General features: G+C 65.0%; 24 protein-coding genes. 14 read left to right on the top strand and 10 right to left on the bottom strand.

The features are described 5' to 3' along the window. Positions 1–10 precede the first annotated feature (10 nt). Positions 11–313 carry a cytochrome P450 gene (locus JI59_RS01450; RefSeq protein ID WP_007014817.1) on the top strand — a complete coding sequence of 101 codons (303 nt, stop codon included), beginning with the start codon at positions 11–13 and terminating at the stop codon, positions 311–313. Positions 314–318: 5 nt separating this feature from the next. Here JI59_RS01450 and JI59_RS01445 read toward each other — a convergent pair whose 3' ends face one another. From JI59_RS01445 to JI59_RS01435, 3 genes are all read right to left on the bottom strand, one after another. Beyond that, positions 319–1,161 (bottom strand): arylamine N-acetyltransferase family protein, encoded by an 843-nt coding sequence (locus JI59_RS01445; protein WP_007014816.1) that lies wholly within the window; start codon positions 1,159–1,161, stop codon positions 319–321. Positions 1,162–1,301: 140 nt separating this feature from the next. Further along, positions 1,302–2,936 carry an alpha-D-glucose phosphate-specific phosphoglucomutase gene (locus JI59_RS01440; protein ID WP_007014815.1) on the bottom strand — a complete coding sequence of 545 codons (1,635 nt, stop codon included), beginning with the start codon at positions 2,934–2,936 and terminating at the stop codon, positions 1,302–1,304. Between the two features lie 203 nt (positions 2,937–3,139). After that, positions 3,140–3,682: a helix-turn-helix transcriptional regulator gene (locus JI59_RS01435; protein WP_007014814.1), complete on the bottom strand. Its 543-nt coding sequence runs from the start codon at positions 3,680–3,682 to the stop codon at positions 3,140–3,142. A gap of 382 nt (positions 3,683–4,064) precedes the next feature. On the opposite strand from JI59_RS01435, the gene purB reads away from it, so the two are divergent. The 4 genes from purB to JI59_RS01415 all read left to right on the top strand — a co-directional run bounded on the left by purB (position 4,065) and on the right by JI59_RS01415 (position 7,320). Beyond that, positions 4,065–5,378: an adenylosuccinate lyase gene (gene purB, locus JI59_RS01430; protein WP_038575356.1), complete on the top strand. Its 1,314-nt coding sequence runs from the start codon at positions 4,065–4,067 to the stop codon at positions 5,376–5,378. A gap of 77 nt (positions 5,379–5,455) precedes the next feature. Then, entirely contained in the window at positions 5,456–5,806 is a 351-nt protein-coding gene (locus tag JI59_RS01425; RefSeq protein ID WP_007014811.1) for a LapA family protein, read from the top strand. A gap of 2 nt (positions 5,807–5,808) precedes the next feature. Continuing rightward, a complete protein-coding gene (pyrF, locus tag JI59_RS01420; protein ID WP_007014810.1) occupies positions 5,809–6,489 on the top strand; it encodes an orotidine-5'-phosphate decarboxylase in 681 nt (226 codons plus the stop codon). A gap of 78 nt (positions 6,490–6,567) precedes the next feature. Continuing rightward, the gene (locus tag JI59_RS01415) at positions 6,568–7,320 is read left to right on the top strand and encodes an SIMPL domain-containing protein (RefSeq protein WP_007014809.1); all 753 of its coding nucleotides are present in this window, start codon (positions 6,568–6,570) and stop codon (positions 7,318–7,320) included. A gap of 16 nt (positions 7,321–7,336) precedes the next feature. Here JI59_RS01415 and JI59_RS01410 read toward each other — a convergent pair whose 3' ends face one another. After that, positions 7,337–7,759 (bottom strand): DUF4019 domain-containing protein, encoded by a 423-nt coding sequence (locus JI59_RS01410; protein WP_007014808.1) that lies wholly within the window; start codon positions 7,757–7,759, stop codon positions 7,337–7,339. Between the two features lie 50 nt (positions 7,760–7,809). On the opposite strand from JI59_RS01410, the gene JI59_RS01405 reads away from it, so the two are divergent. Then, positions 7,810–8,451, top strand: a complete 642-nt coding sequence (locus JI59_RS01405; RefSeq protein WP_038575354.1) for a phosphoribosylanthranilate isomerase — start codon at positions 7,810–7,812, stop codon at positions 8,449–8,451. Positions 8,452–8,542: 91 nt separating this feature from the next. Here the strand turns inward: JI59_RS01405 and JI59_RS01400 are convergent, their stop codons facing one another. Further along, positions 8,543–9,010 (bottom strand): outer membrane protein, encoded by a 468-nt coding sequence (locus JI59_RS01400; RefSeq protein WP_007014806.1) that lies wholly within the window; start codon positions 9,008–9,010, stop codon positions 8,543–8,545. A gap of 248 nt (positions 9,011–9,258) precedes the next feature. Here JI59_RS01400 and trpB point away from each other — a divergent pair, with 248 nt between their 5' ends. From trpB to JI59_RS01385, 3 genes are read left to right on the top strand one after another with little or no spacing between them, the layout of a single operon-like run. Then, positions 9,259–10,500: a tryptophan synthase subunit beta gene (gene trpB / locus JI59_RS01395; RefSeq protein ID WP_038575352.1), complete on the top strand. Its 1,242-nt coding sequence runs from the start codon at positions 9,259–9,261 to the stop codon at positions 10,498–10,500. Between the two features lie 3 nt (positions 10,501–10,503). After that, the gene (gene trpA / locus JI59_RS01390; protein ID WP_007014804.1) at positions 10,504–11,280 is read left to right on the top strand and encodes a tryptophan synthase subunit alpha; all 777 of its coding nucleotides are present in this window, start codon (positions 10,504–10,506) and stop codon (positions 11,278–11,280) included. Positions 11,281–11,284: 4 nt separating this feature from the next. Then, positions 11,285–12,619: a bifunctional folylpolyglutamate synthase/dihydrofolate synthase gene (locus JI59_RS01385; protein WP_007014803.1), complete on the top strand. Its 1,335-nt coding sequence runs from the start codon at positions 11,285–11,287 to the stop codon at positions 12,617–12,619. A gap of 65 nt (positions 12,620–12,684) precedes the next feature. On the opposite strand, the gene JI59_RS01380 is transcribed toward JI59_RS01385, so the two are convergent. Then, positions 12,685–14,397 carry an AmpG family muropeptide MFS transporter gene (locus JI59_RS01380; protein ID WP_007014802.1) on the bottom strand — a complete coding sequence of 571 codons (1,713 nt, stop codon included), beginning with the start codon at positions 14,395–14,397 and terminating at the stop codon, positions 12,685–12,687. A 97-nt stretch (positions 14,398–14,494) separates the two neighbouring features. On the opposite strand from JI59_RS01380, the gene JI59_RS01375 reads away from it, so the two are divergent. Together JI59_RS01375 and rsmD are read left to right on the top strand one after the other, a co-directional pair. Beyond that, entirely contained in the window at positions 14,495–15,460 is a 966-nt protein-coding gene (locus tag JI59_RS01375) for a pseudouridine synthase (RefSeq protein WP_007014801.1), read from the top strand. Then, positions 15,457–16,026, top strand: a complete 570-nt coding sequence (gene rsmD, locus JI59_RS01370; RefSeq protein ID WP_007014800.1) for a 16S rRNA (guanine(966)-N(2))-methyltransferase RsmD — start codon at positions 15,457–15,459, stop codon at positions 16,024–16,026. Before JI59_RS01375 ends, rsmD begins: the two co-directional genes overlap by 4 nt. A gap of 69 nt (positions 16,027–16,095) precedes the next feature. Here rsmD and JI59_RS01365 read toward each other — a convergent pair whose 3' ends face one another. Next, positions 16,096–16,689 (bottom strand): hypothetical protein, encoded by a 594-nt coding sequence (locus JI59_RS01365; RefSeq protein ID WP_007014799.1) that lies wholly within the window; start codon positions 16,687–16,689, stop codon positions 16,096–16,098. A gap of 147 nt (positions 16,690–16,836) precedes the next feature. On the opposite strand from JI59_RS01365, the gene JI59_RS01360 reads away from it, so the two are divergent. Beyond that, positions 16,837–19,113 (top strand): ATP-dependent helicase, encoded by a 2,277-nt coding sequence (locus JI59_RS01360; protein ID WP_038576778.1) that lies wholly within the window; start codon positions 16,837–16,839, stop codon positions 19,111–19,113. A 72-nt stretch (positions 19,114–19,185) separates the two neighbouring features. Here the strand turns inward: JI59_RS01360 and JI59_RS01355 are convergent, their stop codons facing one another. Then, on the bottom strand, positions 19,186–20,574 hold the full coding sequence (locus tag JI59_RS01355; RefSeq protein ID WP_007014797.1) for a DEAD/DEAH box helicase: 1,389 nt from the start codon (positions 20,572–20,574) through the stop codon (positions 19,186–19,188). Positions 20,575–20,730: 156 nt separating this feature from the next. Then, positions 20,731–21,363 carry a hypothetical protein gene (locus JI59_RS01350; protein WP_007014796.1) on the bottom strand — a complete coding sequence of 211 codons (633 nt, stop codon included), beginning with the start codon at positions 21,361–21,363 and terminating at the stop codon, positions 20,731–20,733. Positions 21,364–21,539: 176 nt separating this feature from the next. On the opposite strand from JI59_RS01350, the gene JI59_RS01345 reads away from it, so the two are divergent. Together JI59_RS01345 and JI59_RS01340 are read left to right on the top strand one after the other, a co-directional pair. Beyond that, complete coding sequence (locus tag JI59_RS01345; protein WP_007014795.1) at positions 21,540–22,961, top strand: FAD-binding oxidoreductase; 1,422 nt, start codon at positions 21,540–21,542, stop codon at positions 22,959–22,961. 121 nt (positions 22,962–23,082) lie between these two features. Then, a complete protein-coding gene (locus JI59_RS01340; RefSeq protein WP_007014794.1) occupies positions 23,083–23,853 on the top strand; it encodes a SapC family protein in 771 nt (256 codons plus the stop codon). Positions 23,854–24,179: 326 nt separating this feature from the next. Here the strand turns inward: JI59_RS01340 and JI59_RS01335 are convergent, their stop codons facing one another. Beyond that, positions 24,180–25,133: an N-formylglutamate amidohydrolase gene (locus tag JI59_RS01335; RefSeq protein ID WP_052117814.1), complete on the bottom strand. Its 954-nt coding sequence runs from the start codon at positions 25,131–25,133 to the stop codon at positions 24,180–24,182. Positions 25,134–25,267: the final 134 nt, after the last annotated feature.

The raw sequence follows: 25,267 nt of genomic DNA, 5'->3' as shown, positions 1-25,267 counted from the left end.
GCAGGCCCACTTGCGCCACCTCGTCCTTGCGCGAGCAGGCCGGGTCGTCGATCTCGACATCTTCGCCCTGCGCCTAGCGCGCCATCTTGAGGACCAGAACCTGCTGCGCAATCGGTCGCCTGTGCGCCACACCGCCATGGGCGTTGGGCCGCACCGCTGCGTTGGCGCGGGGCTCGCCCGGCTGGAAGCGATCCTGTTCATCGAGGAATGGCTGAAAGGCATGCGGTCGTTCCGGGTCAAGCCCGGTTCGCCGCCGCGATACCGCGCCGGCAATGTCGGGGCGCTGACCGAGCTGCGGCTGGAATGGAACTGACCCGTTCAGCCGAACAGCGGTAGCGCGGCGACTTCCTGGTCGGTCAGGTCGATACGAAACAGGTCGCGCAGCAGGCGCGCGTAATCTCGCGGGTCGTCGATCGTGCGCGTTTCGCTCGTACCGTCACGATAGACCGTCAGTTGCCTTTCACTGAGCGCCGCGAAACCTCCCGGCAGGACAATGCTGGCGATATGCAGCGAAGTGAAGCGCGTATCGGGCCGCGTCGAAGTCCAGTGATTGCCCATCTCCAGGTCATCGGGAGCGACTTGCGTGAGATCGAAGGCGTATTGCGCCTGCCAGTCCCCGTGCGGTGCACTGCGGCCATCGGTCGCGCTTACCGGCCCGGCGCGTTCCAGCCGCCATTCGCCCGGCAGCGAACCGGGTTCGCCCACGCGAAGCAGGCGGTGGCGGGCCCCGTCAGACGTCCCCACTTCAGCGCCGTGTTCCAGCGGCAGGGGCGGCACGAAGCTGCCACCGAAACCCGCATCCGCGATCCATGGTTTTCCATCCACTTGCGCAAGCAGCAGCGTATGCGTGCGCGGCGGCGCGACGCCCTCTGGAACGCCGAGCAGGACCCGCGCCAGCAGCGGGCGATTTTCGAAGCCGAGGAGCGTGAGCATATCGGCATAGAGGCGGTTCTGCTCGAAGCAGTATCCGCCCCGCTCACGCACCACGAGCTTGTCGAACACCGAAGCGCCGTCGATGCGAATGCCGCGGCCCAGGCGGATATCCAGGTTCTCGAAGCCGATGCCGCGCCGATGCGCGAGCTGCAACTGGGCCAGCCCGCCCGGATCGAGCGCGGGCGCTTCGCTCAGGCCGATGCGGCCAAGGTACTGTCCGAGTTCCATTCCCGGCGGAATGGCATGTTCACGCCGGTTCGGGCAAGCCTGTGGATAACTCCGGGATAACCGGTGCATGAACAGGGGAAATGCTGTGCACAGGCAGGGGACTTTCCCATGGCCCCGCTCCTACCCTTGGGTGCTGCCCGTCAGGTAATGACGTCTGGCGCGCTACGACCGGTATGCCGCGTGATCCCGGCGATCGCATCGGCTGCCGCGATCTGCTCCGCCAACATCGCCCCGGTATCCTCGTCCAGCCTGCCGCCTGCCGGTTCATACCGTTCGAGATAGACGCGCAAGGTGGCACCTTGCGTACCGGTGCCGGAAAGACGGAAAACGATGCGCGAGCCATCCTCGAACAGCACCCGAATGCCCTGATTCTCGCTAACCGAGCCGTCAACCGGATCGGTGTAGGAGAAACTGTCGGCGAGCTTCACGCGCAGCGCGCCGACGGAGCGGCCCGCCAGTGAGCCGAGACTGTCCTCGAGACCTGCCATCAGGGCATCGGCGCCGTCCTTGTCGATCCCCTCATAATCGTGGCGGGCATAGTAATTGCGGCCGAACCGGGCCCAGTGTTCGCGGGCCAGCCGATCCACGGGGATCTGCCTTACCGCCAGGATGTTGAGCCACAGGAGCACGGCCCAAAGACCGTCCTTCTCGCGCACATGGTCCGAACCTGTACCGGCGCTTTCCTCGCCGCAGATCGTCACCTTGCCGGCATCGAGCAGGTTTCCGAAGAACTTCCAGCCCGTCGGCGTCTCGAAACATGGTACGCCCAGCGCTTCGGCCACGCGGTCGGCAGCGGCGCTGGTCGGCATCGAGCGGGCAATTCCGGCTAGGCGCCCCTTATAGGCCGGAGCAATCTCTATGTTGGCCGCCAGCATGGCCAGCGAATCCGAGGGCGTGATGAAGCGCCCGCGCCCGATGATCAGGTTGCGGTCTCCGTCACCGTCGGAGGCAGCCCCGATGTCCGGCGCGTCCTCACCCATCATCAGATCGTGGAGTTCCCGGGCGTGGATGAGATTGGGGTCCGGATGATGTCCGCCGAAATCCTCAAGCGGCGTGCCGTTGACGACCGTGCCCTTCGCAAAACCGAGGCGGTTTTCGAGGATCTCGACGGCATAGGGGCCGGTCACCGCACTCATCGCGTCGAAGCGCATGGTGAACCCGCCAGCAACAGCCTTTCGGATCGCAGCAAAGTCGAATAGCTCTTCCATGAGGTCCGCATAGTCGGCGACCGGGTCGATCACGCTGACCGTCATAGCTCCCACTTCGACGTCGCCGATCCGGTCGAGATCGACGTCCCGGGCTTCCACCGTAAACCAGCGGTCGATCTCGAGTGTGCGGGCGTGGATCGCCCTCGTCACGCCTTCGGGCGCGGGGCCGCCATTGGCGATGTTGTACTTGATGCCGAAATCCTCGTCGGGGCCGCCGGGGTTGTGGCTGGCCGACAGGACCAGCCCGCCGCTGGCCTTGTACTTGCGGATCACGTGGCTGGCCGCCGGAGTCGAGAGAATGCCGCCGCGCCCCACGAGTACGCGGCCATAGCCGTTCGCCGCCGCCATGCGGATCGCCTGCTGGATAACGGTACGGTTATGAAAACGTCCGTCCCCGCCGATTACCAGGGTCGACCCCGGCTCACGCGTCACGGAATCGAAGACGGACTGGATGAAGTTCTCGGCGTAGTTCGCTTGCTGGAAGACCTTCACCTTCTTGCGCAGGCCGGACGTGCCGGGGGCCTGTCCATCGTAAGGCTGGGTTTGAACCGTGACGATCTGGGTCAATCCGAAGTCTCCACCGGGATAAGCTGAATAGCGTGAACGAAAAAAGGATGAACCGCCGGCAGATCCACCGGCCGAACGGTGCGGTTTGCACTTGCGAACACTTTCATGGCGTTTTCATTGAAGTCAAACGCCCGATCGGATGACGCGAGTGCGCAATTGGCTGAAACGAGCCGAAGCATTGCCCCGTGCGTTCGGGTTGACCGTCACAGCACGCGGTGCAGCGTCAGCACGATGCCAAGGGCCACCAGCACGACGAGGACGGTGCCGGCCACGATTGTAAGGCCCTTTACCAGAGGGCCATGCGAATGGCCTTCTACGGGAAGATGATGACGCGCCGCAGGCAGAACGTCCGTCATCGCCCCGACGGCAGGCTGGGCCAGCCTGGGCGCAGGAGCCTCATCGCCGTCGCTGGCATTTTCTTGCGGGAGATTGTCTGCAGCTTCGCTCTCCTGCGCCGCCTGCCATCCATCGGCTTGCGCCGCATGATCAGGCGCGTTCGCCTTATCCTGTTCCTGCAGGAAGATTCGATAGGCTCGCGCCAGTTCGGCGCGCGGCGGCGAGCCGGTTCGATTGCGGATGCTTTCAATACGTTGATTGACGGCACTGACCGAGATGCCGATTTCGAATGCGATTTCCTTGCTCGTGCGATTTTCCGCGACGTAGGAAAGGACTTCATGCTGCTTTGGCGTCAGACTGGGGAACACATCCAGTGGACGCAGCGCCGGATCGGCGTTCTCGTCAGCCATGCCCCGCCCAGCCGGTAGCGTTCTTCATCCATATACCCCGGTTTCGTGCCGACGCCCTTCTTCGGCACTTAACTAGTTGCATTATAAGGCTGACTTTGAGCTTGTAGCAAGCTGCACGAACGAAAAAACCGTTCTCCCCGGTATCGTTTCGCATTGCGGCGCTGCATGAGCCCCTTTTCCCCGTGCGGTCTCCGCCAATCCTGCGAAACGAGGACGGCGCGAGCGCGGCACACGGCGGACTTGCAGTCCTCGTCGCGCGCGATTGGCCGGGCCGGGAAGAGGCCGTAAAAGGGCGCATGCTGCAATTCCGCCGCGCCGCCCTTGCCTTTCGCGCGCCCTGCCCCTAGCGGCACACGCGCGTCAGGTCTGAAGGAGTCGAACCATGGTCCCCCGTTATGCCCGCCCCGCGATGTCCGCGATCTGGGAACCCGAAGCCCGTTACCGCATCTGGTTCGAGATCGAGGCGCATGCCGCCGTCAAGATGGGTGAACTGGGCGTGGTGCCCGAAAGCGCCGGCAAGGCCCTGTGGGACTGGTGGGCAACCAAGCCGGTGATCGACGTCGCCGCGATCGACGCCATCGAGGCCGTTACCAAGCATGACGTCATCGCCTTCCTCGACTGGGTTGCCCAGCAAGTCGGTCCCGAGGCGCGCTTCATGCACCAGGGCATGACCAGCTCGGACGTTCTCGATACGACGCTCAACGTCCAGCTCGCCAAGGCTGCCGACATCCTGCTTGCCGACCTCGACGACCTGCTGGCCGCGATCAAGCGCCGCGCCGAGGAGCACAAGTACACCCCGACCATCGGCCGCAGCCACGGCATCCATGCCGAGCCGGTCACCTTCGGCCTCAAGATGGCCGAGGCCTATGCCGAGTTCGCGCGCTGCCGCAAGCGCCTCGTCGCCGCGCGCGAAGAGATCGCCACTTGCGCCATCTCCGGTGCTGTCGGCACCTTCGCCAACGTCGATCCTTCGGTCGAAGCCTATGTCGCCGATAAGATGGGCCTCGAGATCGAACCGGTTTCGACCCAGGTCATCCCGCGCGATCGCCACGCCATGTTCTTCGCCACACTCGCCGTAATCGCCAGCTCGATCGAGCGCATCGCCGTCGAGGTCCGCCACCTCCAGCGTACCGAAGTGCTCGAGGCCGAAGAATACTTCTCGCCGGGCCAGAAGGGCTCGTCGGCCATGCCGCACAAGCGCAACCCGGTCCTCACCGAGAACCTGACCGGCCAGGCGCGCATGATCCGATCCTATGCCTTCCCGGCGATGGAGAACGTGGCGCTCTGGCACGAGCGCGACATCTCGCACTCCTCGGTGGAACGCTTCATCGGTCCGGACGCGACGATCACCCTCGACTTCGCGCTCGCGCGCCTTACCGGCGTGATCGACAAGCTGCTCGTCTACCCCGAACGGATGCAGAAGAACCTCGACCGCATGGGCGGGCTGGTTCACTCGCAGCGCGTCCTGCTGGCGCTGACGCAGGCAGGTCTTACCCGCGACGAAAGCTACCGCCTCGTTCAGCGCAACGCGATGAAGGTCTGGGAATCCGACGGACAGCTCAGCCTGCTGGAACTGCTCAAGGCCGACGCGGACGTTGCCAAGGCCCTGCCGGCCGAAGTGATCGAGGACAAGTTCAATCTCGACTACCATTTCAAGCACGTCGACACGATCTTCGCGCGGGTGTTCGGCAACTAAGCCTTTTGCCCGGTCTTCCAATGCCCTGATTTCACGCCTAGCATCGTGAAAATCCCGAAGGGAGCACAGGAGGAAAAATGCAGGTCATACGCACCGTCCTGTGGATCGCGCTCACGGCGATCCTCGTGGCGTTCATTGCCATGAACTGGACCAAGGTTCCGGTGAACTTCTGGCCGCTCGACGATGGCAACTACGTCCACTTCGAATGGCCGGTGGGCGTCGTCGCCCTGCTGTTCTTCCTCCTGGGCATGCTTCCGGTATGGCTCTATCTGCGTGCCGTGCGCTGGCGCCTGACCCGCCGCATCGCCTCGCTGGAGAACTCGATCCGGGCAAGCTCGATGCCGTCCATGACTTCGCAGCCCGGCGATACTCCGCTGGCTGCCGATCCACTCGATACGTCAACGCCCACCCCCTCTCCGGAAGCCTGAGAATGAGCAACAACCCCATCTATCTCGCCCTGGATGTGCCCCGCCTCGATGCAGCGGAAGCGCTGGCGCGCAAGGTCGCGGGCCATATCGGCGGGATCAAGCTGGGGCTCGAATTCTTCTGCGCGCACGGGCATCACGGTGTGCATGAGCTGCACAAGCTCGGCCTGCCGATCTTTCTCGACCTCAAGCTGCACGACATTCCCAATACGGTGGCCGCCGCGATGCAGGCGATCCACGTGCTGGAACCGGCGATCGTCACCGTTCACGCCGCCGGCGGCCGGGCGATGATGGAAGACGCCAAGGCCGCTGCCGGAGAGAACTGCAAGGTCGTAGCCGTCACCGTGCTTACCAGCCTCGACGATGACGACCTGACGGCGATCGGCGTCCAGTCCGACCCCGCCGAACAGGCCCTGCGCCTTGCCGATCTGGCCCATTCGGCCGGGCTCGACGGCATCGTCTGCTCCGGCCACGAAGTCGGCGCGGTGCACAAGCAGTGGAAGGACGGATACTTCGTCGTCCCCGGATTGCGCCCCGACAGCGGCAATGGCAACGGCGACCAGAAGCGCATTGTCACCCCGCGTCAGGCGCGCGACAACGGCGCCAGCGTGCTGGTGATTGGCCGCCCGATCAGCCGCGCCGAAGACCCCCTCGCCGCTGCCCGCGCGATCGAGGGCACCCTCTGAATCGCCAACTCGGTTCAGCGCGCTGAAACCTCCTTCCGTCCAGACCGTTGCACGGTCACCAAGACGGAGAGATACACAATGAAACGCCTGAGCCTGATTGCCGCCGCCGCGCTTGCCACTGCCATCGCGCCGCCGGCTCTTGCCCAGCAAAGCGATGTCGTGCCCGCCATTGCGGCGGGGCATACGCTCCTGACTGTCACTGCACAGGGCAGTTCCACGCGCACGCCCGACATGGCGGGCTACACCGCTGGTGTCGCCACGCAGGGTCGCACCGCCAGCGAAGCGCTATCCGCCAATTCGCGGCAGATGACGCAGGTCATGGCTGCATTGAAGAAGGCGGGTATCGCCGACAAGGACATCCAGACCAGCAATCTCAGCCTCAACCCGGTCTATTCGCAGCCCAAGCGCCAGCCCGACGGAAGCTATGACAGCGATACCCGGACTATCGTCGGCTACGAGGCCAACAACAACGTCATGGTGCGCCAGCGCAAGCTGGACGACATGGGCAAGGTAATCGACGCACTGGTCAGCGCGGGCGCCAACCAGGTCAACGGCCCCAACTTCATGCTGGCCGAACCGGATGCGGCGAGCGACGAGTCCCGGATCGACGCCATGAAGCAGGCGCGCGCACGCGCAGAGCTCTACGCGAAAGCGGCAGGCTTGCGCGTGGTGCGGATCATCTCGATCAGCGAGAGCAGCGGTTATGCACCGCGGCCGATGCCGATGGCCGTGCGCATGGAATCGAGCAAGGTCGGTGCGGCTCCGCCGGTCGCCGCGGGTGAGCTGGAACTCAACACCAGCGTCACGGTCCAGTTCGAACTGGCGCCCTGACGCCCGGGCATCGTCCTCAGTTCAACATCATGTCCTGCGACTGGATGTCGTAGCGCACCAGCGCCAACGCATTCCCCTCGCCGCGACGATAAACGAATTCCTCGGTGCCGGTGCCTTTCTCGAACGTGGTCTGCATGATCACGGTCACGAAAGTGCCACCGGTTCCGGTGTTCACGTTGAGGCTGACCTGCTGGCTGTCCTTCACGCCGCCCAGCTTGCGATGGACCGCCTCGAGCAGCTTTTCGAACTTCGCCTTCTGCGTGTTCTTGCGAAGATCGGGATCCGCTGAGATCCAGATCTTCTTCCATTGCCCACCATCCAGCGCGGCGTGGAACTGGCCCACTTCGACCCTCGCGTCCTTCACCGACTCCTTGATCCCGCAGCCCGCCAGCATTGCGGCGGCGGCAAATGGCATTAGATAGCGCGCGACACGGTACATCTTCGTCCCCGGCAATGACTGGGGGCCATTACATAGGCGACGACTGCGCGATGCCAACACCCGAGATCAAGATTTGCGGAATCCGCGAACCCGGTTCGCTCGATGCGGCGATCCGCGCGCGCGCCGCCTTTGCCGGGTTCGTCTTCTTCCCCAGGAGCCCGCGCAATGTCACGACTGCTGAAGCTGCAGCTCTGTCCGCCCGTGCACAGGGGCGCATTGCCCGCGTGGGCCTGTTCGTCGATGCCGACGATGCCATGCTCGGCGAAGCGGTGGCCGCAGCTCGGCTCGACGTCCTGCAGCTCCACGGCAAGGAAACGCCCGAGCGTGCCGCCCAACTGCGCGCACGCTTCGGCATTCCCGTTTGGAAGGCGCTTTCCGTGGCGAGTGAAACGGACGTCGCGCGCGCCGATAGTTATGCCGGTGCCGTCGACCGGGTTCTGTTCGACGCCAAGACGCCTGCGGGCACCCTGCCCGGCGGCATGGGGCTGAGCTTCGACTGGAAGCTGGTGGCGAACTGGAAGGGCCCAGTGGCCTGGGGGCTCGCCGGCGGCCTGACGCCCGACAATGTCGCCCAAGCGCTGGACCTGACTGCAGCGCCGCTCGTCGACACGTCCTCGGGCGTGGAAAGTGCGCCCGGCGTCAAGGACGACGACCTGATCGCCGCCTTCTGCCGCGCAGTCCAGGCGCGCTGAACGCACAAAGAGGAAGGGCGGCCCCTCATGGACCGCCCTTCCCCTGGCTTACGCTCCGAGGAGCGATTTCAGTTCAGGCCTGGGCCCGAAATCAGAACTTCACGCCAACGCCGACGAGGCCGAGATCGGCATCGGGGGTGTTGTCGCCGATGAGCTGGTGCTTGTACTCGACCTTGGCATAGATCTTCTGGCCGAGGTCCTGCTGCCAGCCACCGCCAACGCCGACGGCGCTGTTGCAGTAACGGCAGGGCTTCGACTGCCAGTTGGCCGCAGCGTAGAGCTTGCTGCCCGGGAGGACCTTGACGCCGGCGCGGCCACCAGCACCCCACGAAACGCGGGTGTCGTCGGTCAGGATCTTGTCAGCCGAACCTTCGATGCCGACGAAGAACTTGTCGCCGAAGTCGTAGTCGTAGCCGGCTGCGACGCCCGCAACTGCGTCGCTGTCGCTGCCGTTCCAGATAAGGCCGGTGCGCGCCTCGATACGGGCTTCGTTGGCCATGGCGGGGGTGGCAACAGCTGCGGCAGCAACCGCGGCGAGCGAGACAAGTGCAATACGCATATTTTTAAACTCCAGTATTCTTCCCCCGACCCTCATCGGGGACCGCCCCGCTGGGCCCCGCATCCTTGCCGCCAGATGAACAAAATTATTCAGAAAAGGTCGAAAGTGTCACAAATCGGCCATTTAAGGACACTATCGTGTTATATGCTCACGTGCAGATGCATAATTTGCAATTGAATTCGTGAGTGAATCTCCCAGTGCGCGAAGGCTCTGGACTTGGCCGCGCTCCTCTGCCAATCGGCCCGATTATGACTTCCATCACGCCCGTGAATTCGCTGCGTTCCCAGCCCGACGAAACCGGTCACTTCGGCAAGTTCGGGGGGCGCTACGTCGCCGAAACGCTGATGCCGCTGATCCTCGATCTCGAGAAGGAGTATCGCAAGGCCAAGCAGGATCCGGCGTTCGAGGAAGAGTTCCAGGACCTGCTGAAGAACTTCGTGGGTCGCCCGAACCCGCTTTACTTCGCGCCGCGCCTGACCGAGCACTTCCGCAAGCTGGCGCCCCGGGGCAAGGGCCCGAAGATCTACTTCAAGCGCGAAGACCTCAATCACACAGGCGCGCACAAGATCAACAACTGCATCGGTCAGATCCTGCTGGCGATCCGCATGGGCAAGACCCGGATCATCGCCGAGACCGGCGCCGGTCAGCACGGTGTGGCCACGGCAACCGTCGCCGCGCGCTTCGGCCTGCCCTGCACGATCTTCATGGGCGCCAAGGACGTTGAGCGCCAGAAGCCCAACGTGTTCCGCATGAAGCTGCTTGGCGCCGAGGTCCAGCCCGTCACCAGCGGCGCGGAAACGCTGAAGGACGCGATGAACGAGGCGCTGCGCGACTGGGTCGCGAACGTCCACGACACGTTCTACATCATCGGCACCGCGGCAGGCCCGCACCCCTATCCGGAACTCGTGCGCGACTTCCAGAGCGTGATCGGCAACGAGACCCGCCAGCAGGTTCTCGAAGCCGAAGGCCGCCTGCCCGACCTGGTTCTGGCTTGCGTAGGCGGCGGATCGAACGCGATCGGCATGTTCCACCCCTTCCTCGACGATCCGGAAGTAGCGATGGTCGGTGTCGAAGCGGCGGGGCACGGTATCGAAACCGGCCAGCACGCTGCCAGCCTAACCGGCGGCAAGCCCGGCATCCTCCACGGCAACAAGACCTACCTGCTGCAGGACGAGGACGGCCAGATCACCGAGGCGCACTCGATCAGCGCCGGTCTCGACTATCCCGGCCTCGGGCCCGAGCATTCCTGGCTGCACGAAAGCGGCCGCGTGCGCTACGTGCCGATCACCGATGACGAATCGCTCGAGGCGTTCAAGCTGTGCTGCGCGCTCGAAGGGATCATCCCGGCGCTCGAAACCGCTCACGCGCTGGCCGCCCTGCCGCAGCTCACTGCCGAAATGGACGAGGACAAGATCCTCGTCGTCAACGTCTCGGGCCGCGGCGACAAGGACATCTTCACCGTCGCCGAAGCGCTGGGAGTGGAACTCTAAGACATGACCCGCTTCGAAACTGCCTTTTCCAAGGGCCCTGCGCTCGTCTGCTTCATTACCGGCGGTGACGGCGATACCGCAGCTAATCTCGACGCGCTTGTCGAAGGCGGCGCCGACGTGATCGAACTGGGCATGCCCTTTACCGATCCGATGGCCGATGGCCCCGCGATCCAGGAAGCGAACCTGCGCAGTCTCGCCAAGGGCACGCGCACGGCCGACATCTTCCGCATGGCCGCCGAATTTCGCGCCCGCCACCCGCAAGTACCGCTGGTGCTGATGGGCTATGCCAACCCGATGACGATTCGCGGGTCGGAATGGTTCGCGCAGGAATGCCGCAAGGCCGGTGTCGACGGCGTCATCTGCGTGGACATTCCGCCCGAGGAAGACCCCGAACTCGGTCCGGCGCTGCGCGAGGCCGGCGTTTCGCTGATCCGCCTGGCGACGCCGACGACCGACACTGCCCGTCTTCCGACCGTTCTCGAAGGCTCTTCCGGCTTCCTCTACTACGTATCGGTTGCAGGGATCACCGGCATGCAGCAGGCCGCGCAGGCCTCGATCGAGGACGCCGTAGCCCGGCTCAAGGCCGCATCGGACATTCCCGTGGCCGTCGGCTTCGGGGTGCGCACGCCCGAGCAGGCCGGGAAGATCGCCAAGGTCGCAGATGGCGTGGTCGTCGGCTCGGCCTTCATCGACCTCGTCAAGCAGCATGGCGACAATGCCGCGGGTCCTTTGCGCGAACTGACCGCGGCCTTGGCCCAGGCGGTACATTCGGCACGCTGATCCCATGCGCGACTTTGCGGTTTCGGACGACCCCCGCGTCCAGACCCAGCTCGATCGCCTCGGCGCCCTTTCGGTGCCGCAGGGCCGCATCGGTCTCGACGTTGTGCGCGTGCTGCTCGAGCGGCTCGGCAATCCGCAGCGCAACCTGCCACCGGTGTTCCACGTCGCCGGGACCAACGGCAAGGGATCGACCTGCGCCTTCCTGCGCGCCGCGCTGGAAGCGGTCGGCAGAACCGTCCACGTCTTCACCAGCCCGCATCTCGTGCGCTTCAACGAACGCATCCGTGTTTCGGGCAAGCTGATCGAGGACGAAACGCTGGCCCGGCACTTGGACGAAGTGCTGGACGTGGCCGAGGCCGCCGGGATCGGCGCGAGTTTCTTCGAAGTGTCGACCGCGGCGGCTTTCCTTGCCTTCTCACGCCATCCTGCCGATGCCTGCGTGATCGAGGTCGGCCTTGGCGGCCGCTACGACGCGACCAATGTCATCGAGACGCCGGTAGTGGGCGGCATCGCCTCGCTCGGCATCGACCACGAGGCTTTCCTCCTCGCGCCCGAAGACAATGTGCCGAGCGATGCCATGACCCGTATCGCCTTCGAGAAGGCGGGCATTGCCAAGTCCGGCGCGGCGTTGGTCACGCTCGACTATACACCGGCGATGAATCAGGCGATCCAGGGGCAGGCCGCCATCGTCGGCGCGCCGGTGATCCGCCGCGGCCAGGACTGGACGATCGTCGCTTCGCCCGAAGGGCTCACGTACTCGGACGCCCAAGGCAGCCTGTCGCTGCCCACGCCCCGCATGCCGGGCCTGCACCAGGGCGTGAACGCCGGACTGGCCATCGCCATGCTGCGCCACCAGCAGGCCGTCGACATCCCGGAAAACGCCTATGCCGAGGCGATGGTCCAAGCCAGCTGGCCTGCCCGCCTGCAACGGCTCGGCGAAGGTCCGCTGACAGCGCTGCTTCCTGCAGGCACCGCTTGCTGGCTCGATGGCGGGCATAACCCGGACGCCGGCAACGCCATCGCCACGCATTTCCGGCGGCCGACCAGGGTTCACCTCGTTCTCGGCATGCTGGCCAACAAGGCCCCGCAGGCCTTGCTCGAACCGCTGCGCGAAAGACTTGCCAGCGTCACGGTCGTGCCGGTGCCCGGCCACGATTGCCATGACGTCGAAGCCTTCCGCCAGGTCCCGGATATCCCCGCCCCCGTTGCAGCGGCCAATGTTCGCGAGGCGCTGTCAGCGCTCCGGATCGATGCGCAGCAGGATGACGTCGTACTGATCGGCGGCTCGCTGTACCTCGCCGGTACGGTGCTGCGGGACAACGACGAAATTCCCGACTAGGCGCCGCCCCGGCTCACGCTGGCGCCGCGCGATGGCTTGAATGGCTCAGCGCAGGATCGAGCCGGTCAGGCGCCTTCGAGCGCGGTCGCGTCGATGCCCGATGCCCGGCCCAGCCTTGCAACGCGCGCCCACTCGATCAGGCACAGGACGACCGCGACCATCCCCATGGCCGTGGTGAGCAGGAACACCGGATAATAGCCGTATTCCTCGATCATCTGCCCCAGCGCGCCGCGCCCGAGCGTGCCGACCAGCAAGGTCAGGGATGACAGCAAGGCGTACTGGACGGCGCTGTAGCCCTTGGCGACGACCGAGGAGAGATATGCGACGAAAGCCGCGCCGGCGATGCCCACGGCAATGTTCTCGCCCGCGATCGCCAGCATCAGCTTGGCCAGCCGCTGGTCTCCGCCAAGGTGCGAGACGAGCCAGGTGAAGCCGCTCGCATCGCTGACGGCGGCAATACGCGCGCCGCCCAGGGCAAGGTCGGCATAGAGCAGGTTCGTCAGCGCGGCGATCAGCGCACCGAAGGTCAACGTGGCCATGCGTCCCATGACCGTGAGCAAGGTTCCGCCCAGCGCCAGCCCGACGACGAGTGCGCCGACGCCGAAGAACTTGGATGCAATCGCGACCTCGTCCTTGGAGTACTTCAGTTCGCCAAGGTAGAACGGATAGGCAAAGCTGCCCCAGATCGCATCGGTGATCCGGTAGGTCAGCACCAGTGCGAAAACGAGGATGACCGCCCAGCCCAGTCGCCCGACGAAATCGGTCAGGGGCAGGATCAGGGCGCGGTAGCCATGGTCGACGAAGCGGTCCATCGCGCTGCGGGCGGGGCTCGCGGCGGTCAGCACGTAGCGCCCCTTGTCCTTCATGCGCACCAGCCATGCAGCCACCAGCGCCGGCACGACGACGGTGGCGATGACCACAAGCGGTCCCTTCGTGGCGATGAAGGCGACCGAATCGGGGCGTGTTTCCGGATCGCTGCCAAGCGAGCGGACCATGAACAGGCCCACCGTGATCAGCGCCCAGGCCCAGAGCAGGCCGATGCCGAAAAGCGCCCACTTGCGCACGCGCGGATCGATCTCGCCCACTTCGCGCAGTGCCAGCAGCTCATCTTCGGCAGCGCCGATCGTGGCGGCGGTAACCTCGGCATCGGGCGCGAAGAGACCCAGCACGCCGACAAGCGCAATGATTGCCCCCATCGTCGCATAGACCGTCGGCCAGTCTGTGCGCTCAGCCAAGAACAGCGCCAGCGCACCGCCGACCAGCGCCGCGATGCGATAGCCCATCTGATAGACGGTCGAGAGCATGTCGATCGTCGCTTCCTCGTCGGCGACATCGACCCGCCAGGCATCGACGACGACGTCCTGCGTTGCCGACGCAAAGGCGCCGATCCCGGCGAGCAGCGAGAACCAGCCAAGGGCCGTGAGCGGATTGAGGGTCGAAAGGACCAGCAGGATCAGCCCCAGCATGAGCTGCGCCGAGACGATCCACTGCTTGCGCTTGCCGAGCCGCTTGAGCAGCGGCAGTTCCACCCGGTCGAGCAAGGGCGACCAGAGGAACTTGAACGAGTAGGCAAGGCCGATCAGCGAGAAGACGCCCATCGTCTCCAGATCGACCTTGGCGTCGGACAGCCATGCGTAGAGCGTGCCGAGCAGCAGCGCGTAAGGCAGGCCCGATGCGAAGCCGAACAGCGCCATGAAACCCGTCTTGCGGTTCCCGAGTGCTCGAAGGACGCGGCGCCAGCCCGGCTTCTTCGGCTGATCTGTCGCGGCTGCGGCCATTCATGAAACTCCATCGGCGTGCGGGGCTTCGGGATACGCAGCCCCCACCTGTATGGGAAGGCTGGATGAACCGGCGATCAACAGCTAAGGCGCTGCCATGGCCAGACCTCCCCAGAAACCCGGTGAACCGAGACGCCCGCGCGCGGCCACCGGCAGCAAGCGTCCCTTCAACAGCCGATCCGGCAACGAGAACGGCCGTCCCGGCAGCGACAAAAGCCGTCCCGGCGGCGACGACGCGCGCGGCAATGCGCCGCGCAAGCCTCGCGTCCCGCGCCCGGCCGCACCGCCGACGCCCCGCGATCCCTCGCTGCCCGAGCGCGAGGGCGAACGGATCGCCAAGCTGCTCGCCCGCGCTGGCGTCGCCAGCCGCCGCGAAGCGGAACGCATGATCGCCGAGGGCCGCGTCAAGCTGGACGACGAGCCGATTACCGCGCCCTCGACGGTCCTGAAGGATCTGCGCGGCGTGACCGTCGACGGCCAGCCGGTGAAGGCACCCGAGGCGACCCGCCTGTTCGTCTTCCACAAGCCTGCCGGACTGCTGACCGCCGAGCGCGATCCCGCCGGCCGCCCGACGATCTACAATGCCCTGCGCAATGCCCTGCCTGCCGGCAGCGGCCGGGTCATGCCGATCGGCCGACTTGACCTCAACACCGAGGGCCTGCTGCTGCTGACCAACGACGGCGAGTTCAAGCGCCAGCTGGAACTGCCCGCCAACGGCGTCCCGCGCACCTACCGCGCCCGCGCTTTCGGCGATATCACGCAGGCCCAGCTCGAGGACCTGATCGACGGCATCGAGATCGACGGCATCCAATACGGCAAGATCGACGCGAACATGGAACGTCGGACGGGACGCAACCAGTGGATCGAAATGACCCTGACCGAGGGCAAGAACCGCGAAGTGCGCCGCGTGCTGGAACATCTCGGCCTGAAGGTCAGCCGCCTGCTGCGCATTTCCTACGGCCCCTTCGTGCTGGGCGACCTGCCCAAGGGCACGGTCGGAGAAGTTTCGCAGCGCGATCTCGAGACCTTCCGCCGCTCCCTCGGCAAGGGCAAAGGCGAATGAAGGGCACAAGCACCGGCCTGCGAATCGTTGCCGGCGCTTGGCGCGGGCGCAAGCTGGCTGCGCCCGAAGGTGACACGACGCGCCCGACCGCCGACCGCACCCGCGAGACGTTGTTCTCGATGCTGACGAGCCGCCTCGGCACGTTCGAAGGACTGAAGGTCGCCGACCTGTTCGCAGGCTCCGGCGCGCTCGGCCTCGAAGCCCTGTCGCGCGGCGCGGCGCATTGCCTCTTCGTCGATCAGGACGCTGCCGCGATCCGCGCCATCCGTCGCAACATCGCCAACCTGCAGGCCCAGTCGCAATGCGACGTTCGGGCCTGCTCGGCACTATCGCTGGGTCCGGCGAAGGAGCCGCTCGACCTCGTGCTGCTCGATCCGCCTTACGATACCGGAGCCGGTGCGGTCGCCGTGGACAAGCTCACGCGACTCGGCTGGATCGGGGAAACCACCTGGGTGAGCCTGGAGACGGCGCGCGGCGAGGACGTTTCGATCCGCGGGTTCGAAACCGACGCCGTACGCGATGTCGGCAAGGCACGGCTCCACATCCTGCGCCGCATCGAATCCTGATATTGCGCCGATATGAAGTGGGCCCCGCCACGCGGCGGGACCCTTTTCGTACTCAAAAAACCGGGGCCGTTACTTGCCACCGGGATTGCGGCAGCTGTCCTGCACGGTCTTGCTGCAGACCGGATAATCCTTGTTCATCGCAGAGGCAGGCGGCGGCGTAAGCGCCCCCTTGTAGGGGCCGCCCTGATAGCTTTCGTCCGCAGGCATCGCGGGGCGCACGGCCTGTTCGGCCGCTTGCGGCGCGGGCACCCCGGCAGTCGGCATGCCCTCGCCGGGCGGATTCGCCTGGGTTGCAGGGGTTGTGGGAGTTTCGCCGTTGAGCTGCTGGATGATCGACGCCCACGCGGTTTCACGCTGCTGCGGGCTCATCTTGTAGACCTGTCCGCGCTGGTCGGGCGTCAGGGCCCAGTACCCTTCCTGCCGCTCGGGAACGAGCGTCCAGTAGTAGCCCTTGTACTCGTCCGGCCAGGCATCGTACTCGGCCTGACGGTCTGCCGGCCAGCCGTCGTACAAGGCCTTCTGCTCCGGCGTCAGCGTTACCGGCGCCGCCGAGGCGACTTGCGCCGGATCGGCGGCTGCAGGCGGCGCATTCTGGGCCAGTAGCGCACCGGGCAAGGCCGCCAGAGCAAGCGCCGATGCGCCTGCGAGAATCGATTTTCGCATGGTCTCTCTCCACTGTGTATCCGTTGCCGAACCGACGTTTCACGCCCGGGAATGTTCCATTCATGCGGCAAAGCGGCCTTGCGCCGCGATGTTCCGTTCCCTAGTTGTTCACGTGTGAACAGCCTGCAAGATACCTCGCCCAGCGGCATGCCTGCCGCCAGCAACGATCCCCTGATCGACGGCCTCAACGCGCCCCAGAAGGAGGCCGTGCTGACCACCGAAGGGCCGGTCCTGATGCTGGCAGGCGCAGGCACGGGCAAGACCGCCGCCCTCACCCGGCGTCTTGCCAACATCATCCGCAATCGCCTTGCATGGCCAAGCGAAGTGCTGTGCGTCACTTTCACCAACAAGGCCGCGCGCGAAATGCGCGACCGGGTCGGCCAGCTCGTCGGCCCCGCGGTCGAGGGCATGCCGTGGCTCGGCACCTTCCACGCCATCGCGGCCAGGATGCTGCGCCGCCATGCCGAACTGGTGGGGCTGCAACCCAACTACACGATCATCGACACCGACGATCAGCTGCGCCTGCTCAAGCAGCTCATCCAGGCCGAAGGCGTCGATGAAAAGCGCTTCCCCGCCCGCCAGCTTGCCGGGTGCATCGATCGCTGGAAGAACCGCGGGCTCAATCCGCAGGATCTCGATGCAGCGGAAAACGAAGCCTATGCCAACGGCCGCGGCCAGAAGTTCTACAGCCTCTACCAGGACCGCCTGAAGACGCTCAACGCCTGCGACTTCGGTGACCTGCTGCTGCACATGCTCAACATCCTGCGCACCCATCGCGAGGTGCTGGAGCAGTACCAGCAGCGCTTCAAGTACGTCATGGTGGACGAATATCAGGACACCAACCAGGTCCAGTACCTGTGGCTGCGCCTGATCGCGCAGGGCCGCCAGAACATCTGCGTGGTGGGTGACGACGACCAGTCGATCTATTCATGGCGCGGCGCAGAAGTCGCCAATATCCTGCGCTTCGAAAAGGATTTTCCCGGCGCGAAAGTGATCCGGCTCGAACAGAACTACCGCTCGACGCCCGAGATCCTTGCCGCTGCCTCGGGCCTCATCAACGAGAACAGCCAGCGCCTCGGCAAGACCTTGTGGACCGAGCGCCACCCCGGGGACAAGGTGCGCGTGATCGGCGTCTGGGATGCACCGGAAGAAGCGCGCCGCGTGGGCGACGAGATCGAGCGGCTCGAGCGCGAGGGCGCCCCGCTGGACCAGATGGCCATTCTCGTGCGCGCGCAGTACCAGACGCGCGAGTTCGAAGACCGCTTCATCTCGATCGGCCTCAAGTACCGGATCGTCGGCGGTTTCCGTTTTTACGAACGCGCCGAAATCCGCGATGCGCTGGCCTACCTGCGCGTTATCGCCCAGCCCGCCGACGACCTCGCTTTCGAGCGCATCTACAATGCCCCGAAGCGCGGACTTGGCGCCAAGGCGCTGGAGAAGCTGCACCAGCTCGCGCGCCGCCAGGGCATCCCTCTTGCCGCGGCCGCCATCGAAATCGTCGATACCGACGAACTGCCCGCCCGTGCGCGCAACACTTTCCTGTCGCTGATGCGCGACTTCGCCCGGTGGCGCGATCTGGAGAAGACGGAGAACCCGGCGGACCTGATGCGCATCGTTCTCGACGAAAGCGGCTATACCGACGCGCTGCAGGCCGAGCGGACAGCCGAAGCCTCCGGACGGCTGGAAAACCTTGTCGAGCTTGCCCGCGCCATGGAAGAGTACGAAAGCCTCGGCGACTTTCTCGAGCATGTCAGCCTCGTCATGGACAACGACGCGGCCAGCGACGAGGAAAAGGTCACGATCATGACCATGCACGCCGCCAAGGGCCTGGAATTCGACCACGTATTCCTGCCGGGCTGGGAAGAAGGCGTATTTCCCTCGCAGCGTTCGCTGGACGAAGGCGGCCTTGCCAGCCTCGAGGAAGAACGCCGCCTTGCCTATGTCGCGATCACCCGGGCGCGCCGCAAGTGCACCATCCTCCACGCCGCCAACCGCCGCATCTACGGCCAGTGGACCAGCTCGATCCCCTCGCGCTTCATCGCCGAATTGCCCGAAGATCACGTCGAAAGCGAGACGACGCTCACCGGCGGTGCTTCGCTGTGGCGCGCGCAGTGGTCAGAACATGCCGATCCCTTCGCCGACGTCGCCCGCGCCCAACCCGCGCGCACGATGACGCGCGGCCCGGGCTGGCAGCGGGCTGCCGCACGCGAATTCGAAACGAAACCCCGCCGGATCGCCGAGACGACGCGCAGCGCGGCCAGCTTCGCGGCCAAGCCGCGCACCGATATCGCCATCGGCGCGCGCGTGTTTCACGAGAAGTTCGGCTACGGCACCGTGGCCGGGCAGGAAGGCAACAAGCTGGAGATCGACTTCGAGCAGTCGGGCCGCAAGCGCGTGATCGACAGCTTCGTCAAGATCGCCTGACGCGGCGGCGGAACCGGAACGGTCACCGCCGCGCGATCACGCGCGACCGGTCTCGACCGCGCGACCGCAATCTCAGGCCAGTGCGGAGACCTTGAGGAATTCGGGAACCGGACCGTTCCAGCCGTCATCGGCGGGCTCGGCCTCGCTACGGCGCTGGCGGCGTTCGCGGCGTGGCTCCTCGGCAGGTGCACGCGCTTCACGTCGCGGCGCACGCCTGGCCGACTCCTCGCGCTTTTCCGGAACCTCGCGCTTTTCGGGAACCTCGCGCCTGTCCGTATCCCTTGCCGTCTCTCTGGACGCACGGCGCGCCTTCGGCTTCTCCTCGCGCGCCTCTTCGGCTTCTTCGGTCTGGAGATCGAACAGCGGTATCTTGTGCCCGGTCAGCTTCTCGACATTGTCGATAGCTTCGGCATCCTCGGGCGCCACGAACGTGAATGCGCGGCCTGAAGCGCCGCCGCGGCCGGTGCGACCGATGCGGTGGACGTAATCGTCTGGGTGCCAGGGCGTGTCGAAGTTGAAGACGTGGCTCACGCCCTTCACGTCGAGACCCCGGGCCGCCACATCGGAGGCGACGAGGATGTTCACGTCGCCGCTCTTGAAACGGTCGAGTTCGGCGAGGCGCGCAGGCTGGTCCATGTCGCCATGGATCTCGCCGGCACCGAAGCCGTGGCCCTTCAGGCTCTTGGCCAGTTCGCGCACGGTCGTCTTGCGGTTGCAGAAGACGATGGCGGTCGAGACATTGTCGGTCCGCAGCAGGTGTCGCAGGACTTCGCGCTTCTTGCGGGCCGTCACGGCAACCTTGTGCTGGACGATGTTGATGTTGGCCGTCGCCGGGCGTGCCACTTCGATGTACTTGGGGTTCGACAGGAAGCGGTCCGACAGCTTCTTGATCGGCGGCGGCATCGTTGCCGAGAACAGCATCGTCTGGCGATTGGTCGGCAGCTTCGAGCAGATGTTCTCGATGTCGGGGATGAAGCCCATGTCGAGCATGCGGTCCGCTTCGTCGATGACGAGCAGTTCGCAGCCCGTCAGCAGGATCTTCCCGCGTTCGAACAGATCCATCAGGCGGCCCGGCGTGGCGATAAGAACGTCCACGCCCTCGGTCAGAGCCTTCACCTGGTCGCCCATCTGCACACCGCCGATGAGCAGCGCCATCTTCAGGTCGTGGTTCTTGCCGTACTTCTCGAAATTCTCGGCAACCTGGGCGGCAAGTTCGCGAGTCGGCTCGAGGATCAGCGAGCGCGGCATCAGCGCGCGGCGGCGGCCATGCGCAAGAATGTCGATCATCGGCAACACGAAGCTGGCCGTCTTGCCGGTGCCGGTCTGGGCGATGCCGATGAGATCCTTCATCATCAGGACCGGCGGAATCGCTTGGGCCTGGATAGGAGTCGGTTCGGTATAGCCCGCGGCTTCCACCGCTTGCAGCAATTCTTCAGACAGGCCGAGATCGGCAAAGTTCATAGGCGAACAAGTTTCCGGAAATACGAGAGTAACAGGTCGCAAGGAAGCTAGCGGGATTTTGCATCACCGCGCGCATCGTTTGTGCAACTGGCCGCGCCCTATGCGTGATCCAGTATAAAAGTCAAGGAAATCCGCGAAAGAGCTGCGTGAAATCGCTCAGTGATCGACTTCAACCAATTGGCGGATACGGGTAAGTTTGCAATTCATGCCGCTGCGCGAAAGCAAAGTATCGCGATCGATGCACAATTGTCCGTCGGACGTATGCGACAGGTAGAAGCCCGAATAGAAGTCCCGCGCCCTGCAGGCCCGCTCCAGTTCGGCGCTGACCAGCCGCCGGTCGCGCATGAACAGGAGCAGCCGATTGTCGCCATCGGGCTGGACGCCCACAATGCCGGCTATGGAAAGGCACTTGCCGATCTTGCGCTCGGAAAAGTGCGAACCGATCTCTCCGTCGGGCAAGCCAACGAACATGTCCGGCGGCGCAGTGCGCGGGCTGCGCGGGGTGATGCGGATCGTCATGCGCTGCTCGATCCTCACCTGCCAGGCGTCCGGCGGCTCCACCCGCTGAAAGGCCGAGACCGTGAAGGGCCACGCCGAAAGCGCCGCCTGCGGTTCATCGTCTGCCCCGGGCGCATCGGTTTCGCGCCAGGAATAGACCGCCGAGCCGTCCTCATCCGAAAGCCACGCGGCATCGAACGCACCCTTATCCTTCGACCGTTCGCCATCGACCAGGCCGACTGCCGGAAGCAGCACCATGATCGGATAAAGCATCGCAGTCGCAAGATTCATCGTCGAGCAGGTTCCCTGGACACGGTCATGCCGCATATGCAGCCATAGCCCATGAGCTTGAACCACCGCTTAACTTGAAACGGAAGTTCGTTGCACCGTGCAAGGCTAGGCAATGCCACCAAGCATTTGCAAGGATTGAGGATGAAACGGCCAGATCGCTGTGGCATAGCGCCCCCATGACCGGTTCCGACACATTTTTCGAAGAAGCCCTCTCCCTGCTTGGCCCGCGCGGAATCACGCGCGACCCGGACCTCGTTGCGCCGTCGCTGACCGACTGGCGCGGTCGTTATACCGGGCGCGCGATCGCCCTGGCCTCTCCCGCCACGACCGCCGAAGTCGCTGCTCTCGTCAAACTGTGCGACGCCCATGACGTGCCGATCGTGCCGCAAGGCGGAAACAGCGGCATGTCGGGCGGGGCCACCCCGGACGAATCGGGCACGGCCGTCGTCCTATCGCTGCGGCGCATGAATGCGATCCGCGAGATCGACGTCGAAGGCCGCCGCGCCACTTGCGAGGCTGGCGTGGTGCTCCAGACGCTGCACGAAGCGGCAGATGCCAAGGGCCTGCGCTTTCCGCTCACTCTGGGTGGCAAGGGTTCTGCGACCGTGGGCGGCCTGATCTCCACGAATGCCGGCGGCTGCCAGGTCCTGCGCCATGGCTCCATGCGTGCGCTCGTCCTGGGTCTTGAGGCTGTCCTGCCTGACGGCCAGGTCTTCTCGATGCTGACGCCGCTGAAGAAGGACAACCGGGGCTTCGATCTCAAGCAGTTGCTGATCGGCTCCGAAGGGACGATGGGCGTCGTCACCGCGGCCACGCTCAAGCTGCTTCCCGCCGTTGCGGACCGCGTCGTGATCTGGGCCGGCGTGCCCACCCTTGGCGAGGCGCGCAAGCTGATGCTGTTCTGCGAAGAGGCGATGGGCGATGCCCTCGAAGGCTTTGAAGTCTTGCCGCAGGCCTGCCTCGATGCCGTGCTCGACCACCTGCCCGATTCCCGCTCCCCGCTGGAAGGGCGACATGGCTGGCACGTGCTGATCGAGGTCGTGGCCGATAGCTCAGCGGCCGATACCCTGCGCGAACGGTGCGAAAACATGATGGCCTCGGCCTTCGAGAACGAGCTGGTCGAAGACGCCGTCATGTCGGCCAGCGAAGCCCAGGCCGAAGCCTTCTGGCTGCTGCGCGAATCGATTTCTCCCGCCGAGCGCGAGCGCGGACCGGCGATGCAGCACGACATTTCCGTGCCGGTCGAGAAGATGCCCGAATTCGTCGAGACGACCGCGCCGATGATCGAGGCGAAATGGCCGGGAACCGAGGCGGTCGCGTTCGGGCACCTGGGCGACGGCAATGTGCACTACCACGTCATTGCCCCCAATGCGGAGGATGCGCTCGGCTGGCAGACCGGCCCTGGCAAGGAGATCAGCCGCTACGTCCACGACCTCGTAACCGAGTGGGGCGGTTCGATTTCCGCCGAACACGGCATCGGTCAGATGAAGCGCGACGAACTGGCGCGCCTGGGCGATCCGGTCGCCCTTTCGATGCTGCGCGCGGTCAAGCAGGCGCTCGATCCCAAGGGCATTCTCAACCCCGGCAAGCTCATCTGAGCAAAGCTGCGCAATGGCACCGCCTGCCCGTGCGCAACGCGGGCAGCGCGCTTGCGCGCCTGCAAGGCAGCCACTAAAGCGACCTATCCAAAAATCTACCCAGCCTGCGGAGAAGATCGTAATGGCCAGCGCGCCGCAAAATTCTGCCCTGCCCTTGTTCTACAAGGACCTTATCCCGCTCAATTCGCAGCAGCATGCATCGTGGAAGACGCGCGCGACCGACAAGGCCACCTGGCTGGTCGGCGTGAACTCGATCCCGCTTACGGTCGAGGAATTCCCGCAGGCCCAGCGTAATTTCCCGATCATCTTCACCACCGGCGACAATCCGGTCCCGCTTGCCCTGATGGGCATGAACGAGGGCGTGAACGTGTTCGTCGACGAAGACGGCACCGTGAACTCCCCGGTCTACATTCCGGCCTATGTCCGCCGCTATCCCTTCATGCTCGCCAAGCTGCGCCCGGACAGCGAGGAACTCTCGCTGTGCTTCGACCCGACCAGCGAACTCGTCGGCGAGCTTGACGAAGGCCAGGCGCTCTTCGACGGCGCGGATCCGGCCGAAGCCACCAAGAACATGCTCAAGTTCTGCGAGAACTTCGAGATCGCGGGCAACAAGACCGCCAACTTCATCGCCGAGCTCAAGAAGCACGACCTGCTGATGGACGGCGAGCTGAACATCGAGACCGGCCAGGGCCAGCCGTTCAACTATCGCGGCTTCCAGATGGTCAACGAGGAAAAGCTGCGCGAGATGCGCGGCGATGTCCTTCGCCAGTGGAACCAGAACGGCATGCTGCCGCTGATCTACGCACACCTGTTCTCGCTCGAACTCGTGCGTGACATTTTCGGCCGCCAGATCAGCCAGGGCAAGGGTCCGCTGGTTCCCGCCAACGCCTGACCGAAAAACCGATGCGGACGAGGGTTTTGACAAATTTGTCACACTCTCGTCCAATTCGCCACGGTCGCGTCGGAAACTTAGTGCAAAGCGATTCCGATTTGTTTTAAAGAAGTTCTTGAATCTCGCCTCAGGCCTGCATATCATTGCAATGCCTGATCGGCGCTACCCTCATGGCCCGGTCGGGTTGGTGCACATCGTGCACCTCCTCCCTGAACCTTGGCCACCTCGTGCATCGCACGAGGTGGTTTTTTAATGGCCTGAGGAAACTTCGAAGACCGTCGAAACCCGCTGAAATCAGCCGGATTTCTCCAGAGATTACGCTCGAATCACTCCGCCGCAAGCGGCCAGTCCCTGCCCCCCGCCGCCTGTCCGAGATCGGCGACAACCGCGGCCAGACGCCTGATCAGGCCCACCAGCACATCGACGACTCGCGGCAGCCCCTCGCCAGGCTCGGCAAGATGCGCATCGAGGTAGCAACTGCGGTCGATCTCGAGCTGGAAAGCATGCAGACCGCGCTGCGGCTGCGCGTGGCGTTCGAGGACGTAACCCCCGGCATAAGGGCGATTGTGTGCAGACGGCAGGCCTTGCTCCGCGAAATGGGCAAAGGCCGTGGCGATCACGCTGCCGTGACAAGTGACACCGAAGCGATCGCCGACGACATATTGCGCACCCGTCACGCCGAATCGACTCGGCAACGGCGGCATCGAATGCAGGTCCAGCAGCAGCGCCGCCCCCCAGCGCTCACGCAGAATGGCCAACTGCTCGGCCAGGGCCTCATGATAAGGCGCGTGAATGCCATCGACCCGGGCGGTGAGATCCTGCCGAGCGTGGCGAGAACGCCACAGTTCGCCCAGGCCAGGCAGACGCCGCGGAATCAGCCCCAGCCCGCTCAGGACCCGCCGGCTCGGCATATCGCCGCCGCGCTCGGGCCGCGCCGAACGCTCGAACATTTCCCAATCGATATCGTCGGGTGCGCGATTGAGGTCGACCATTGCCCGGGGCGCATGGGCTATCAGCAGGCTCGCCCCGGTTCGCGCCGCGATCTCCTCGCCAAGACGATCGACGTAACGGTCCTCCAGCCGCAGCGAGACCGACTCGGGATGGCGCATCTCTCGCAGCAGGCCGCTGGGGTAGACCCTGCCCGCATGGGGGACGGCAACGAGCACGGGTATCGCCGAGGGTTCGGCTGCGGTGATCGTGAAGGCCGGGCTCGCCGGAGCGCCGGGAATCTGCCCTCCCGTTCGTCTTTGCGAATCACTCTCGCCCACTTTGCTCACCATGTCCTTGAAACTGGTCCTTTCACTTTCGCGAGTCAAAGCGTCCCGTTCCCGGTCAGTCCCAAATCCAGACGAGAATGTTAACCCGTCCTGGCGTATGACCCGTCTTCCGGTCGCACCGAAAGCGACTTTGTTCA

It is taken from the genome of Novosphingobium pentaromativorans US6-1 (assembly GCF_000767465.1).
Lineage (GTDB): Bacteria > Pseudomonadota > Alphaproteobacteria > Sphingomonadales > Sphingomonadaceae > Novosphingobium > Novosphingobium pentaromativorans.
This window is presented reverse-complemented; position numbering and strand designations above follow the sequence as displayed.

Bases quoted from the DNA above. Each gene is read 5' to 3' on its own strand.
- JI59_RS01435 (WP_007014814.1), bottom strand. From the start codon at position 3,682: ATGGCTGACGAGAACGCCGATCCGGCGCTGCGTCCACTGGATGTGTTC.
- pyrF (WP_007014810.1), top strand. From the start codon at position 5,809: ATGAGCAACAACCCCATCTATCTCGCCCTGGATGTGCCCCGCCTCGAT.
- JI59_RS01410 (WP_007014808.1), bottom strand. From the start codon at position 7,759: ATGTACCGTGTCGCGCGCTATCTAATGCCATTTGCCGCCGCCGCAATG.
- rsmD (WP_007014800.1), top strand. From the start codon at position 15,457: ATGAAGGGCACAAGCACCGGCCTGCGAATCGTTGCCGGCGCTTGGCGC.
- JI59_RS01380 (WP_007014802.1), bottom strand. From the start codon at position 14,397: ATGGCCGCAGCCGCGACAGATCAGCCGAAGAAGCCGGGCTGGCGCCGC.
- JI59_RS01425 (WP_007014811.1), top strand. From the start codon at position 5,456: ATGCAGGTCATACGCACCGTCCTGTGGATCGCGCTCACGGCGATCCTC.
- JI59_RS01340 (WP_007014794.1), top strand. From the start codon at position 23,083: ATGGCCAGCGCGCCGCAAAATTCTGCCCTGCCCTTGTTCTACAAGGAC.
- JI59_RS01335 (WP_052117814.1), bottom strand. From the start codon at position 25,133: ATGGTGAGCAAAGTGGGCGAGAGTGATTCGCAAAGACGAACGGGAGGG.
- purB (WP_038575356.1), top strand. From the start codon at position 4,065: ATGGTCCCCCGTTATGCCCGCCCCGCGATGTCCGCGATCTGGGAACCC.
- JI59_RS01385 (WP_007014803.1), top strand. From the start codon at position 11,285: ATGCGCGACTTTGCGGTTTCGGACGACCCCCGCGTCCAGACCCAGCTC.
- JI59_RS01445 (WP_007014816.1), bottom strand. From the start codon at position 1,161: ATGGAACTCGGACAGTACCTTGGCCGCATCGGCCTGAGCGAAGCGCCC.
- JI59_RS01350 (WP_007014796.1), bottom strand. From the start codon at position 21,363: ATGAATCTTGCGACTGCGATGCTTTATCCGATCATGGTGCTGCTTCCG.
- JI59_RS01345 (WP_007014795.1), top strand. From the start codon at position 21,540: ATGACCGGTTCCGACACATTTTTCGAAGAAGCCCTCTCCCTGCTTGGC.
- trpA (WP_007014804.1), top strand. From the start codon at position 10,504: ATGACCCGCTTCGAAACTGCCTTTTCCAAGGGCCCTGCGCTCGTCTGC.
- JI59_RS01365 (WP_007014799.1), bottom strand. From the start codon at position 16,689: ATGCGAAAATCGATTCTCGCAGGCGCATCGGCGCTTGCTCTGGCGGCC.
- JI59_RS01400 (WP_007014806.1), bottom strand. From the start codon at position 9,010: ATGCGTATTGCACTTGTCTCGCTCGCCGCGGTTGCTGCCGCAGCTGTT.
- trpB (WP_038575352.1), top strand. From the start codon at position 9,259: ATGACTTCCATCACGCCCGTGAATTCGCTGCGTTCCCAGCCCGACGAA.
- JI59_RS01415 (WP_007014809.1), top strand. From the start codon at position 6,568: ATGAAACGCCTGAGCCTGATTGCCGCCGCCGCGCTTGCCACTGCCATC.
- JI59_RS01405 (WP_038575354.1), top strand. From the start codon at position 7,810: ATGCCAACACCCGAGATCAAGATTTGCGGAATCCGCGAACCCGGTTCG.
- JI59_RS01355 (WP_007014797.1), bottom strand. From the start codon at position 20,574: ATGAACTTTGCCGATCTCGGCCTGTCTGAAGAATTGCTGCAAGCGGTG.
- JI59_RS01375 (WP_007014801.1), top strand. From the start codon at position 14,495: ATGGCCAGACCTCCCCAGAAACCCGGTGAACCGAGACGCCCGCGCGCG.
- JI59_RS01360 (WP_038576778.1), top strand. From the start codon at position 16,837: ATGCCTGCCGCCAGCAACGATCCCCTGATCGACGGCCTCAACGCGCCC.